Source organism: Methanoregula sp. (genome assembly GCF_003170075.1).
Classification (GTDB): Archaea; Halobacteriota; Methanomicrobia; order Methanomicrobiales; family Methanospirillaceae; genus Methanoregula.
On sequence record NZ_PMZU01000067.1, the window covers coordinates 71,199 to 84,663 of the forward strand.

A 13,465-nucleotide genomic window follows, 5' to 3' on the forward strand; every position below is an offset into this window, starting at 1 on the left:
CTGTAATGCTCGCAAACCATCTGGTAAGCATATGACCCGCATGGACAAGGATCTCTACCCGTTCTTTATCGTACTGTTCCTTACGGTAGTTGCCCTTGTTATCTTCTGGTCGGTCCTCGATATGGTCGTCCTTGGTGCGTCGCTTGCGGTGGTGCTGCTGCCGCTTCACCGCCGGCTTTTGCAGTACACACGGCCGGTCCTCTCCTCGGCCATCATCACCATCGGCCTTTTCGCACTCATTGCCGGGATGGCCTGGGCCACCCTGATGATCCTTCAGGCCAATGCGGGACTTTTAAACCAGATATTTGCCACGATCGGATCGTGGCTTGACAATCCTGCCATCCACCCGGAAGCATTCGGGATACCGATCAGCAGGGGAACCCTTTCAGCATGGCTTTCAAAAGGGGACTCACTCTTTGTCAATTACTGGGCAACGCTGACAGATAACCTGCTGCTGATCGTCTTAAAAGGACTTATCTTTTTCATCTCGTTCTTCCTCCTGCTTTTAAAGGGTAAAGCACTCAAGGACCGGGTAGACCAGTTCCTGCCGCAGCCGGTGAAAAATTATGTTGATCAGCTCATGCCGGTCACAGTGGATACGCTCTATGTCATCTATATCGTCCAGATTGCTATCGCGGTACTGACGTTCTTTATTGCGATCCCGGTCTTTTACCTGCTCGGGTACGGGAATATTCTCTTTTACTCATTCCTGGCAGCATTCTGCGAGCTCATCCCCATCCTCGGATCATCGGTCGCGTTTATCATTATCGGCGCATATGCCCTTGCGAGGGGTGACATGTACGGCGTGCTCATCCTGTTTTTCCTGGGATACCTTGTCGTTTCTGCGCTGCCGGAGATCTCCGTGCGGCCGGTGCTTGTGGGCCGAAGGGTCAAAATCCACCCGCTTATCATGTTCATCGGTATCATCGGGGGTATTCTGACGATGGGAATTGTCGGTTTTGTTCTCGGGCCGTTGATCATCGTCCTCCTTATGAAGAGTTACCGGATCTGGACCGATGACCGCAAGGGTGCGCAGGGAACGGCGGTGCAGGAGACTGCACGGGAAGCCGGCCCGTAACGGACCGGTTTATATGGATCCCGGTCGTTCTGGACTGACCTAGTGAATAATCCCCAAAGAGAAAGCAATATACCCTAATTGTCCCCACGGGTAAATCAGGAATGTTCAGGGATTATTTCGTAATGCCCGGGATCGTCAAATCGATGGGTCTCGTGTTCGGCGATATCGGGACCAGTCCCATTTATACGTTCACCGCGATTTTTCTTTTGATCGAACCCACCCCCCAGAACGTGATGGGCATCCTTTCCCTTATTTTCTGGACGCTCACGATCCTTGTCACGGTCCAGTACACGTTCCTTGCGATGCACCTGGGTAAGAAAGGTGAAGGCGGGACGATTGTGCTTAAGGAGATTCTGCTGCCGATGCTGAAATCCGGCAACCAGATTGCGTTTGTTTCACTTATCTCCATCATCGGCATCTCGCTCTTTATCGGAGACGGTGTCATCACGCCGGCAATCAGTATCCTCTCCGCGGTAGAGGGGATCCTTTTGATCCCAGGTTTTGAGAATACCGCACAGATTCTTCTCATGCTGATCGCAGCCGTTATCGCTATCTGCCTTTTTGCATTTCAGGCGCGGGGGACAGAAAAGGTGGCGTGGGCGTTTGGCCCGGTCATGGTAGTCTGGTTTGCCGTTCTTGCGGTCTCAGGTCTTGTCGCACTCTTCCTGGCACCACAGGTGATATTTGCCGTGAACCCGATGTATGCGATCAACTATCTTTTGCATAACGGTCTTGCAGGATTTTTGATCCTCTCGTCTGTGATCCTGTGCGCCACCGGGGGAGAAGCGCTCTACGCGGATATGGGGCATCTCGGACGGGAGCCTATCGTGAAGGCCTGGTACCTGGTATTTATCGCCCTTGCGATCAACTATTTCGGGCAGGGCGCGTTCCTGATCGCACATCCCGACACCCAGAATGTCCTCTTCGAGATGATTTTCTCCGAAGCAAAACTTCTCTATATTCCCTTCCTTATCTTAAGCATCGCGGCAACGGTGATTGCCTCGCAGGCGATGATCTCCGGAATCTTCTCCATCGTGTACCAGGGTATCACTACCCGTATCCTGCCGCTCCTGCGGATCGATTATACCTCTCCCCACCTCAGGTCCCAGATCTACATCGACAGCGTGAACTGGATGCTGCTCTTTGCTGTCCTGCTGATTATTCTGGTGTTTAAGAGCTCCAACAACCTCACCCATGCGTACGGGCTTGCGGTCTGCGGGACGATGACGATCACAAGTATCCTGATCATCTGGATCCTCGTCCTCCGCGGCGAGATCCTCAAGAGTCTGATCGCAGGGTTTGTTTTTATTGTGACCGGGACCTTCCTTTTCTCAAATCTTCACAAAATCCCGCAAGGCGGTTACTGGTCGCTTTTGATCGCTTCTATTCCACTCGCGATCATCCTTATCTACGTGAACGGCCAGAAGCGCCTCGCGAATTCCTTAAAGCCGGTGCCGCTCGATGAGTTCCTCCAGAAATTCAACGCACTCTACAAATCGGTGAACAGGATCTCGGGTTCCGCGCTGTACTTCGCCCGGGATTTCCGGCAGATCCCGCAGTACATCCCCCGCACGATGTTCACGAACAACATCGTGTACGAGGAGAACATCATTATCTCGATCATCCGTACGGAGCAGCCGTTCGGGGTGACGTGGGGCGTGACCCGGGAGCTGGCAAAGGGGCTCTCCATCTTTGAGATCTACTTGGGGTACATGGAGATTGTCGATATCTCGACTATCCTGAAAGACGCCGACATTGACGAGAAGACAATCTTTTACGGGATGGAGGATATTGTCACCAACCATGTTATCTGGAAGATCTTCGGCGCGATCAAGCACCTCACTCCTTCTGTCGTGCAGTTCTACCGGTTGCCGTCGGACAAGATCCACGGCGTCGTGACCAGGGTTGAGATGTAGGGGGGTTAAACTCCGGTCTTTTTTGGCCGCCTGGACGATATGCTCTTAATTCTGCCGGACAAATAGAGACGGTAAGCGAGGGTAGTCAAGCCAGGTCAAAGGCGCTGGATTTAGGGTCCAGTCTCGCAGGAGTTCAAGGGTTCGAATCCCTTCCCTCGCATAAAAAGTGGGCACCAGTCCATTGGAAGCGGGGGGGCCCTGCTTCAAGTGATCATGGGGGTTACCCCACAGCATCTAGAGAATTTTTGATGGTTACTACAGATAACCGAAAAATTATTCTGTGTCGAGTCTGCCGGGAATTATTTACATAGGGTTTCTTCAGAGATCCGGAGAAAATACATAACCCATTAACGTACAATAGAAAAATACATTTTTGATGTGCAATAAGGAGACCCCCCTATGGCATCGATACGAGCCCAAGCAATCATTCTGATAATACTTACCTCCCTCCTCGTGGTGCCGGCCCTTGCCGGAATAAAATACCTGGATGGCAGTCCGGATCTGACCGCGTATATAGCCGGGACCAACGAGTATACAGCCGGCAGCGACATCCAGATTGCAGTAGTGATAGAAAACAACGGAATGAGTCTGGATAAGCAGGTAGCGTCAAATATTATCGACCGCGACGATCCTCCCACGACGGCAAAATTTGTCACGGTGACCATGACAGCCGGTGACGCCCCGCTGGTCATAGAATCCGATCCACAGATGATCGGCGATCTCGCCAGCCAGACCCGGAAAACCGTGACAATTCATGCAAAGGTGAACCAGGATGCACCCGCCGACACGTATGCCCTTCCGCTGAACATCAGTTATACCCGGTTTGATTCTGTCGATCAGTTCGATACCGATTCGTTCCGCTATTACTACGTGCAGGACAACATAACGGTCACGGTTCCCTTAGTCATAAAACCTGAAGTGATCCCGGAAGTAATTTCGGTGACCTCGGGTCACCTGGTCGCAGGTGCGGACGGATACCTGAACCTGACGATCAAAAATACCGGGTCGCTGGACGGCAGTAAGGCCACCGTCAAAATTACCCGGAACGACAACAGCCCGGTGACTCCTGTTGACAGCAGCGTGTTTGTCGGGGATTTCCCGGCTGGCAGTACCAGATCCTGCCAGTATAAGGTAACGGTGGCAGATACTGCACAGAACAAGTCCTATCCGGTTGACGTGGCAGTGGTCTACCAGAATAAGGAAGGCGACGTTGTTACTTCACGAACCGAGACCGTGGGTGTGAACGTGGGTAACAAAGTGGATTTTGTGATCCTGTCACCGCCGGCACAGATGAGCCCGGGCAGCAAGAAGACCATCCAGGTGGAATACAAGAATATCGGGAATTCCACGATTAAAAGCGCTCAGGCCCGGATCAGTGCCGTCGACCCGTTCACCAGCACCTCCGATGTCGCGTACCTGGGAGACCTCGCTCCCGGTCAGTCCGCTGTGGCTTCGTTCCAGATCAGCGTGGCAAGCGATGCGACCATCAAGGAATACGGCCTTGATTCGGAGATCCGGTACCGCGACGCCCTCGATACCACCTATATCTCGGACCCGATGAAAGTCTCGATCGATGTGAAAGATCTGACCGGTTTCGCAGGCATCATCTCCCACCCGGTCTACCTTTCTATCCTTATCGCGGTGATCATCGGTATTATCTACACTGCACTTCACTTCATAAAGAAGAAGAGATGAATGCTGTGCGGGATTCCACGTGACTAGCTTTTTATCCGGGCTGGCACAGATCACCCTAATACATAAGACCGCGGATGCACCGGTCATCAGATATGGCCGGTACCGGTCGCATTAACCGTTTCAACGGTGTAATCAGGGACCATCCTTTTCCAGGATCTCCCCCGCTATCTTTTCAAGAGATGTCGCCAACCGGCGCCGGAATCCCCCGCAATCTATCGCAGAGGCAACATGCCGGTCGAGCACCATGATCCGGTCGGCCTGTGCAATCAGGGTATCCATGGCGCATGCAGCAAAGACGAGTGTCGTCTCCCCCATCTTCCCGCGATCATGGGCTAGGATCTCGGATAAAGGCGTGATCTCCCCCGTCTGGAGACAACTTCTCACGAGCAGATTTGCCACTGCCCGGTCCTCATCGATGATCAGGATCGGGGTGCCCCGCACAATTGCTCTCTGCACCTGGTACGCCATCGTCATCGACCCGCCACCCGTGCCGTATGCAGCCTTCACCGTCCCGTCCATGCCGGGCGGGAGCGCAGAAAAGAACATACTCACATCGGCGCCGGCAAGCTCACAGTTCGTCGCCTCCGCGCTGCACAGCCCGTGAACGGTTACGATCCGTTCCCGCCCGTCACCGGCCGCATGGTCATCCATGCCGGAGATTATGCCTTCAAGGAACGTCGTCTTTCCCTGGGCGTTCGAACCGGCGACCGCAAATACCTCGCGTTTTTTGATGTCAAGGCCGGTTACCGTCAGGTTACTCGCTTCAAGTTCCAGTTCGACCGGCTCCAGCTCCCGCGGGCATGCAAATGGCACGCTGACCCCCATTTTGGGACCTGCGGTGCGGAAGAAACACCGGTACTGCGTGCAGGGCCGGGCCGGCTTTGCACCGTCTCCGAAAAATGAGACGAGGCCAAGCTCCGGGAGATGTACTCTGAGAAGCTGCTGGTCGAGCGCATTGATCCATGCAGATCCCAGCACCCGCACCGGCCGGGAGAACACGCACGCAGCAATGGCATCGCGGAGGCATGCAGCTGTTTTTGTAACCCGTGAGACGTCATCTGCGGAGTAGGAATGAGGGCATAAAACGGCCCCGCTAAGGAGAAGGTGAACGCCCGCTGTATCCACCGAAGTTGCGGTCATCTGCGTGCCAGAGATCGGAAGCGAGCGCAGCCGGGGATGCTACAATGGTATAGGGCTCGATAGTTGACGCATAGTGCTGTGGGAACCGGGTGCCGCGTCCGGCAAGTGAGCCAAGCGCCGCAACTGACGCCACCTGCTCCTTGACATATTCGATGATGAGGGCGACCGCTCCCACCGCTCCCTGCACACCAAGCGGGATTTCCGAGAGGAGCGGGCGACGCACGATCACCGGGATGGAGAAACGAAGCGCATCGCCGTCAAACGATCGGACCGCATACGCCGTGACGCCCGGCACAGTAGGGGCCGCATCGATCCCCTACCGGTCATCACCGGAAAGTGCCAGCATTCCGGAAAGACAGGCTGCCGGTCCATCATCTGCCACGATACGGAATTGTACCGCGGACCGTAAAAATGCCGGTGCCTGATCACCAAAACGTCCACCTGCAAGTGTTTATCCGCCTGTCCTTCCAATGGATAGCAGCAGCGTGATAACCCATGGCCGCCCCACAATTTCTCCCGATCCCAAACAATATCCACGCGCTTGCCTGCGAGGCCATCAGCCGCCGCATCGGACGGCTCCCCTTTACAAGAAACGATGTCGAAATCACCGAAGGACTCATCGGCGTGACCCTGGAGTGCCTGAATGCCGAGGTCAAGCGGACGCTGCCCCTGTGTGCCGCATCCCGTGATACCGGCTTCCTGACAGGACTTGGAGAGTGCCTCAGCGAACGCCTCGGGAGCGACCAAGGTGCAGCCGCACCGGTCATCGCAGAGGTCCTAGTCAGCGCCGGTCTTGCCGAGCCGGCCGAAGTGCTCGACGCGGCCACTCACACGCAGATGCGGGGGATCCGGCTGCTCTCCGCATGGACCTGGCACATTGCATCGGGAGACATGTTACCCTGTGACGGCACGTGTTCCAGCGGAGGGGAAACAGATGCGTGGCTCGCGCAGTGCCCGATCTGCCGGACCGGCATCCTCAGCCGGGTGACCGGTAAACGGCTGTTTGGCGTCCCCCCGGCCGATTACTACCTTGACTGCTCGCACTGCGGTGCAAAGTTTATCCCGGAAAAAGACCGGTTTCGTTTGGTCTCAATTGCCCATATTTCCGATCCGCGCTGGAGGCAGTACCTCAATTCCTGCCGAAAATCCGATGACTGGGCGGCGCTGGTGCATGAGGAAAAACCCGCACGGCCGGCGTCCCGCATAGCCACATCCCGGTACCGCATGGCCCCAAAAAAAGCCGATATAATAATTCCCCAGCCTGTTGCGGTTCACCGTCCGGTAAAACCCGCACGGCCAGTCGAAGGAGTCCCGGTCTCGTTTTCCACGCTTAAAGATGGGAGCCTTGTCGTTACCGGCACCGCAAAAACCCTCTATTTCCGACCCGTAAAGCTCCGGTTTTTACGCGGGGTCCGACATGATCTCTTCAGCCAGTCACAACGCACCGTGCAGCAGGCACTCGAAGCCCCGGTTTTTGCTGATGTAAAACCGCTTTTTGTAAGGGAATATCTGCGGTACCTCCTGCTCCGGCTCGGCCCGGTAACAGAAGAACTCCAAAAGAAAAATGATCCACTGTTCCCTCAGCTCCTGAACCGGTACGGGGATGAAGATTTTGGCTCGTTTGCCTTGCAGAATGAGGATCTGGCACATAAAAAAGGACTCCTGATCGTGTACGTGCAGGGAAAACTCTGCCATGTTGCCGGCTGCCACTCATCATATGCGGATCTCGTTGACCGTACATTCGGGAATATCACGGCCGACAAGTGCTATCGTGACGGGGATGAAACCGCATGCCGGATCAACAGTCTTGTTACCGCGTTCCGGAGCACACCGGTCATCTGGCTCCACGAACTTTCTGACGATACTGCGATAGATGCCGCGGTTTTTGACCTTCGCAGCCGCTACCTCCAGGTCACTGCCGCATCACAGTAATACGAACAGATCCATGAGAGGATCAGAGAATTTTTCATATCCTATGTAAACATTATAATTACCTACTCCATTTACAGGACAGAGGAGACATTGGATGAAAAAGTGTCCGCACTGCGGGATGAATATCCGGGATAATGTCGAGGTCTGCGGGTACTGCGGGGGCGAAATACCACAGCAGCCGGCAAGATCCGCAGGCAGCAGAGGCGCACAGATCCCGCAGCGGAACACCCCGCCCCGGCCTGCCCCGAAAATGGCGGCAGCTGCCCCTCCGGTCGATGAACCGGAAAGTGAAGAGGAAGGCGGGCTCTCTGCCATCCTCCAGCCGGGCGAGCAGGTGCTGATTGGCTCCCTCAATATCTCGGTAAAAAAGTTTTTTTTCCACGCATACCTGACGAACAAGCGCATTTTTTTAATCGATACGCAGGAAAAGAAAATCAGGGTAACTGCAAAAGATATCACGCGCGACACGATTGCCGACAGTATCGTGGAATACTCGGAGAATTCCGATCCGGTGCTGGTGCTCTCCATAAGATCAGCTGACGATGAGATCAAGACCATGAAACTGGTCTTTACCCAGAACGGCACTGACCGGGCCGGTGAGATCGACGACTGGATGGCACTGCTCCAGGAGCAGCCGGAAGCAAAAAAATTACGCCGGGAGGCACCCCCACAAAAAGAGTTGGAGCAGCCGGAGGAGGAGCGCGAAGAAGAGCCGGCAGAAGAACCCCCGGCACGGCCGGTAAGACCCCAAGTCCGCCACGAGGAATTGCACCCAACAAGAAAACCCCTCAAAGAGCTCGAACGCCAGCCCCCGGTAAAACGGCTGATCGCACTTACCCGTGAACCGGAACCTGAACCAGAGGCCGAACCGGGAACCCCGCCCCAGAGACGGGTGCAGATAAGGACAACAGAGGAGCCGCAGAAACCCAGGCTCCAGTTAACCCATGCGATTCCCGCACCCGCGAGAAGTGACTCTCAGGTCGTCAGGAGACCAGAAGTCCATGCAGCGATGCGAACCGCGATGAATAATCCCGTACAGCCGGTGCGACAGACCGGCGTCCACCCGGTAAGGAGCGTAACCGCTGAACCCGTACGCCGTCCCGTGCCGGAACACGAACCTATACGGGAGATCGCCCCGGAGGAGTTCCCTGCCGTTCACAGGAGAGCAGTACCGGAAGAGCCTGCCGACAACCCGCAGTTCTGCCATAACTGCGGAAAGAGACTTCCGGGAGAAGCAAATTTCTGTCCGGGATGCGGGACACGGCTCGGTCGTTCGAGAACCGATCCGGGGGCGCGCTTGTCAAAGACTGTCCCCCGCCCGGTCCCTGCGGCTGCCGCAACCACCCAACCCCATCTGCACAAGGTCCCGCGGATTGAAGAGGTCCATGACGACGAGGAAGAGGATCTGCCACCAAGGAGACCACCGGTCAAAAAGACCCCCAAGGGCAGCGATATGACCATCCTGCAGAAATTCCTGCGGCGCTGATCATAAACCCGAATATCCGTATTTCATTTCAATTTTTAATTCGGCCAGATAAACGCCGGATATTTCTGTTTTACCTAAGAAGAAATCGTTATATGAAAGCCAGTCTCTTGTATTAGTACGATTACGGAGAAACTGAGGAAGTTTAATGAAAAGAAATATTCAGATTGAAGCGTTGAATCAGATCCCTCTGGAAAAACAGCGGATTGAACTTGTTGAGCGCAAATGCCTCGGTCATCCCGACAGCATTGCAGATGGAATTGCAGAGTCGATTTCACAGGCACTCTGCAAGGTGTACCTTGAAGAGTTCGGCGCCGTCCTGCACCACAACACCGACCAGGGCGAGGTCGTTGCCGGAGAATCGTGCCCGAAATTCGGTGGCGGAAAGATGATCCGGCCGATTTATGTTTTAATTGACGGCCGGGCGACAAAGCAGTTCAATGGCATCACGGTTCCGACCGATGTGGTTGCGATTGAAGCGGCGCACACGTACCTCCACAAGATCCTTCCCGAACTCAACCTGACCCGGGATGTCATGATCGACAGCCGGCTCGGGAACGGTTCAACCGATCTCCGGGACGTGTTCAAGCCCCGACAGGGCAAAGTCCCCCGTTCCAACGATACTTCATTTGGCGTCGGGCATGCACCGTTCTCCGAAGTGGAGACGATCATCCGGAACACGTCAAATTATATTGATACCAAGCTCCGCAAGAAATACCCAGCCATCGGGCAGGATATCAAGATCATGGGCCTGCGGGACGGGGACAAAATTACCCTCACCATAGCCTGCGCCATTGTCGACAAGTACTGCGCGGGCATAAAAGAATACCAGGACTACATGGCACTCCTGTCCGAAGAGATCGGGAAGGTGGCAAAGAAGAGCACGAAGCGCAAGATCGTGGTCAATGTTAACACCGCGGACGATATCAAGAACAAGAGTGTTTTCCTGACAGTCACCGGCACATCGGCTGAGATGGGCGACGATGGCTCGGTCGGCCGTGGTAACCGGTGCAACGGACTTATCACCCCCAACCGCCCGATGAGCATGGAAGCAACCAGCGGCAAGAACCCGATCAACCATATCGGCAAGATCTACAACCTCCTCTCGACCCAGATCGCGCAGGAGTCAGTCAAAAAGGTCGACGGCATCGAGGAGATGTACGTTCGCCTGCTCTCCCAGATAGGAAAACCGATCGATCTCCCGCTCGTGGCAAGCGTCCAGGTACTGCCCAAGAAAGGGGTTACCCTGCAGGAGATCAACAGCGAAATCAATGCGATCGTTGACGACAACCTTGCAAACGTGACCAGCATCACGGAGAAGGTAATCCGTGGCGAACTCAAGACCTTCTAAAAAGAAACAAGGCGAAAAAAGGGCATCCGCACCGGCACCGGGCGGACTCTCTTCTTTTTCCGGCATGATCCGGCTTGCCATTCCCAACAAGGGGAGGATCGCAGCGCCGATCATGGACCTGATGGAAAAGAGCGGGCTTCACCTGCCGGACATTGCCGAGCGCCGGCTTATCGCCCGCACGCTCGACCCTCATGTGGAGATCCTCTTTGCCCGGCCCATCGATATCCCTGAATACGTGGCAACCGGCGCGGCAGATCTCGGCATCACCGGCCACGACATGGTAGTCGAACGCGGATCCGATGTTGAGGAACTCCTCGATCTCCAGATCGGGAAAGCAAAACTCGTGCTTGCCGTACGCGATGATGCGGATATCTCCACCATCCACGATCTCAAAGGGGCAAAGATCGCAACCGAGTTCCCCACCATCACAAAGCAGTATTTTGCAAAACGGCACGTGCCGGTCACGATCGTCCTCGTCGGAGGGGCCTGCGAGGCAACACCCCATCTCGGGATTGCCGATGCAATTGTCGATCTCTCGAGTTCAGGTAATACCTTAAAAACCAACCGGCTCCGGGTGCTCGACGAGGTTCTTGTGACCTCAACCCATCTGATCGCAAACCGCCGGTCGATGGAGACAAAACGCGAAAAAATCGATGAGATCCACCTTGCCCTCGAAAGCGTGATACGGGCACGCGGGCAGTGCTACCTGATGATGAACGTAAAACGGGTGTCGCTTGAGAAGATAAAAAGCGTGCTGCCCGGGCTCTCCGGCCCGACTGTCATGGACGTCGCTTCGATAGAGGATATGGTCGCCGTCCACGCGGTCGTAAACGAGGAACGGGTCTATGCGCTGATCAACGCGTTGAAAAGGGCGGGCGCACGGGACATCCTTGTCATGTCTATCGAGCGGATGATCCGCTGATAATCATGAGAATTTTTCCCGCCGTAGACATCCTCGGGGGCAGGTGTGTCCAGCTCGTGCAGGGAAAACGGGAGAGCGCAACCGCATACGGCGATCCGCTTTCCTGTGCCCGCCACTGGCTTGATGCCGGTGCCGAGGCATTGCACGTGGTCAACCTTGACGGTGCATTCGGAGAGTCGGCAAAGAATGCCGACCTGATCCGGGCATTGGTAAAAGATACCGGGGTCGAGATCGAGCTTGGCGGTGGGATCCGCTCCGTTGAGGATGGGAGCCGCTGGCTCGGGACCGGTGTAACCCGGATTATCCTGTCCACGCTTGCAATCCAGAATCCTGATAGCATCCGGCAGCTTGCCACAGAATTCGGCAGCGACCGGGTGATGGCCGGCGTGGATGCAAAGGGGGGCAAGGTCGCGATCCATGGCTGGCAGGAAACCGCAGGTGATTACATCGGTTGGGCGAAAACCTTTGAAAAACTCGGCGCCGGCTCGCTGCTCTATACGAATGTGGATGTCGAGGGGCTGCAACAGGGCGTTGCCATCGAACCAGTCCGGCAGCTTATTTCCCATGTCCGTGTGCCGGTGGTTGTTGCCGGTGGTGTGTCCGGGCGTGCGGATGTTGCCGCATTGCGGGATGCCGGGGCGTACGGTGCAGTGCTCGGCTCGGCGCTATACAGCGGTAAGATTAACCTTTCAGAGGCACTAGAGGAATCTCAATGAGAAAAGTTACCATTGCACGAGAGACAAAGGAAACAACAATCGCACTCACACTCAACCCTGACGGGACCGGGAAGGTGTCAGTGGAGACCGGCATCCCGTTCTTCGACCACATGCTCACCGGAATGGCAAAACACGGGGGGTTCGATCTCACCTGCAGGGCTACCGGTGATCTTGATGTGGACTGCCACCACACGATCGAAGATACAGGGATCGTGATCGGCGATGCGGTGAAGCAGTCGATCGGGGACGGCCGGGGCGTCCGGCGGTTTGCACACGCGATTATCCCGATGGACGAGTCCCTTGCGCAGGTGGCGCTTGACTGCGGGGGTCGCGGGTATCTTGTCTATACCGGCACCTTCGGCAACAAAACACTCGGGAACATCCCGTCCGATCTCTTCGAGCACTTCTTCTACTCCCTCTGCATGCACGCCAATATCACTGCCCACATCACCTTCTCCGGCAGGAACGATCACCACCAGTGCGAGGCGGCGTTCAAAGCATTCGGAATTGCACTGGGAGATGCGATGGCAAAGAGCGGGAAAGCAAAGGGCATCCCAAGCACGAAGGGAACATTCTGAACCGGCAAGCCTGCCGGCGTGCAGGCATTCTTTCGTGTGACTGGTGGAAGAGCCCACCTCCCGATCTTCTTTACGGTACAACCAGTGGGTGATTACAACGGGTGTTTTCCGGTACGACAACAAGTATGCGGCGCCGACAAAAGAGCAGCGCGAACGGTACATGAAAGGGGACAGCGAAGAGCATCTCTTCGGGCCGGGCAACCAGATCATGCTTATCGTCTATGACGAGGCGGCGTACCTCAAGGACGACATCGATGGTACGAGGATCCTCTTTACCGGGGCAAAGGACAAGGGAAAAGTGTATGATGAAATAAAACGCCTGCTCGACTACCATGAGCACAAAGAGGATGGCAGTCGGTCTTTTGTGAACGGACGGGAGATTGAGTAAGATTTGCAGAAACAATATTCTGTTCTTTTTTAAAAAACCCATCTCCTCGAAGAACGGCTTTACAAGAAACGATCCCGCACCGGTGCAGGCTCATACGAAAAAAGAGTTGATCAGTTGGACTTGGACGCGAGATCAACGTCTTCTTTCTTGATGGTCTTTCTTCCGGCATGCTCGGCAAGCTTGTTTGATTCCTTGGTGAGCTGGGCGATGTACTTCTCAGCTTTAACCACAAGTGCCTCGGCAGCATCGCTGCCCACTCTTTCGGC

General features: G+C 55.3%; 13 protein-coding genes and 1 tRNA gene. 11 read left to right on the forward strand and 3 right to left on the reverse strand.

The genetic code is table 11. From position 1 onward, the window contains the following. The first annotated feature begins 31 nt into the window (after nucleotides 1-31). The 4 genes from QZN75_RS09030 (at nucleotide 32) to QZN75_RS09045 (ending at nucleotide 4,689) form a co-directional block, all read left to right on the forward strand. Nucleotides 32-1,078 (forward strand): AI-2E family transporter, encoded by a 1,047-nt coding sequence (locus QZN75_RS09030; protein WP_292427644.1) that lies wholly within the window; start codon nucleotides 32-34, stop codon nucleotides 1,076-1,078. 122 nt (nucleotides 1,079-1,200) lie between these two features. Then, nucleotides 1,201-2,994 carry a KUP/HAK/KT family potassium transporter gene (locus QZN75_RS09035; protein ID WP_292427647.1) on the forward strand — a complete coding sequence of 598 codons (1,794 nt, stop codon included), beginning with the start codon at nucleotides 1,201-1,203 and terminating at the stop codon, nucleotides 2,992-2,994. Between the two features lie 75 nt (nucleotides 2,995-3,069). Further along, nucleotides 3,070-3,154, forward strand: a tRNA-Leu gene (locus QZN75_RS09040). 239 nt (nucleotides 3,155-3,393) lie between these two features. Next, the gene (locus QZN75_RS09045; RefSeq protein ID WP_292427650.1) at nucleotides 3,394-4,689 is read left to right on the forward strand and encodes a COG1361 S-layer family protein; all 1,296 of its coding nucleotides are present in this window, start codon (nucleotides 3,394-3,396) and stop codon (nucleotides 4,687-4,689) included. A 132-nt stretch (nucleotides 4,690-4,821) separates the two neighbouring features. Here the strand turns inward: QZN75_RS09045 and QZN75_RS09050 are convergent, their stop codons facing one another. Both QZN75_RS09050 and QZN75_RS09055 read right to left on the reverse strand, forming a co-directional pair. Then, on the reverse strand, nucleotides 4,822-5,829 hold the full coding sequence (locus QZN75_RS09050) for a P-loop domain-containing protein (protein WP_292427653.1): 1,008 nt from the start codon (nucleotides 5,827-5,829) through the stop codon (nucleotides 4,822-4,824). Then, nucleotides 5,783-6,124 (reverse strand): hypothetical protein, encoded by a 342-nt coding sequence (locus QZN75_RS09055; RefSeq protein ID WP_292427656.1) that lies wholly within the window; start codon nucleotides 6,122-6,124, stop codon nucleotides 5,783-5,785. The genes QZN75_RS09050 and QZN75_RS09055 overlap by 47 nt, the downstream gene beginning before the upstream one ends. 200 nt (nucleotides 6,125-6,324) lie before the next feature. Between QZN75_RS09055 and QZN75_RS09060 the strand changes: the two genes are divergently transcribed. The 7 genes from QZN75_RS09060 (at nucleotide 6,325) to QZN75_RS09090 (ending at nucleotide 13,199) form a co-directional block, all read left to right on the forward strand. Beyond that, nucleotides 6,325-7,761 (forward strand): hypothetical protein, encoded by a 1,437-nt coding sequence (locus QZN75_RS09060; RefSeq protein ID WP_292427659.1) that lies wholly within the window; start codon nucleotides 6,325-6,327, stop codon nucleotides 7,759-7,761. 94 nt (nucleotides 7,762-7,855) lie between these two features. Next, nucleotides 7,856-9,247, forward strand: coding sequence for a zinc ribbon domain-containing protein (locus tag QZN75_RS09065; RefSeq protein ID WP_292427662.1), 1,392 nt, complete (start codon nucleotides 7,856-7,858; stop codon nucleotides 9,245-9,247). Nucleotides 9,248-9,392: 145 nt separating this feature from the next. Beyond that, nucleotides 9,393-10,595 (forward strand): methionine adenosyltransferase, encoded by a 1,203-nt coding sequence (locus QZN75_RS09070; RefSeq protein WP_292427667.1) that lies wholly within the window; start codon nucleotides 9,393-9,395, stop codon nucleotides 10,593-10,595. A gap of 64 nt (nucleotides 10,596-10,659) precedes the next feature. Next, entirely contained in the window at nucleotides 10,660-11,517 is an 858-nt protein-coding gene (gene hisG / locus QZN75_RS09075) for an ATP phosphoribosyltransferase (protein ID WP_292427682.1), read from the forward strand. A gap of 5 nt (nucleotides 11,518-11,522) precedes the next feature. Then, the gene (hisA, locus tag QZN75_RS09080) at nucleotides 11,523-12,233 is read left to right on the forward strand and encodes a 1-(5-phosphoribosyl)-5-[(5-phosphoribosylamino)methylideneamino]imidazole-4-carboxamide isomerase (RefSeq protein WP_292427670.1); all 711 of its coding nucleotides are present in this window, start codon (nucleotides 11,523-11,525) and stop codon (nucleotides 12,231-12,233) included. Then, nucleotides 12,230-12,811, forward strand: a complete 582-nt coding sequence (gene hisB / locus QZN75_RS09085; RefSeq protein WP_292427673.1) for an imidazoleglycerol-phosphate dehydratase HisB — start codon at nucleotides 12,230-12,232, stop codon at nucleotides 12,809-12,811. Before hisA ends, hisB begins: the two co-directional genes overlap by 4 nt. 43 nt (nucleotides 12,812-12,854) lie before the next feature. Continuing rightward, a complete protein-coding gene (locus QZN75_RS09090) occupies nucleotides 12,855-13,199 on the forward strand; it encodes a hypothetical protein (RefSeq protein ID WP_292427676.1) in 345 nt (114 codons plus the stop codon). Nucleotides 13,200-13,309: 110 nt separating this feature from the next. Here the strand turns inward: QZN75_RS09090 and QZN75_RS09095 are convergent. Further along, nucleotides 13,310-13,465, reverse strand: a 156-nt coding sequence (locus tag QZN75_RS09095; protein WP_292427685.1) for a histone family protein, incomplete at its 5' end; no start/stop codon positions are given.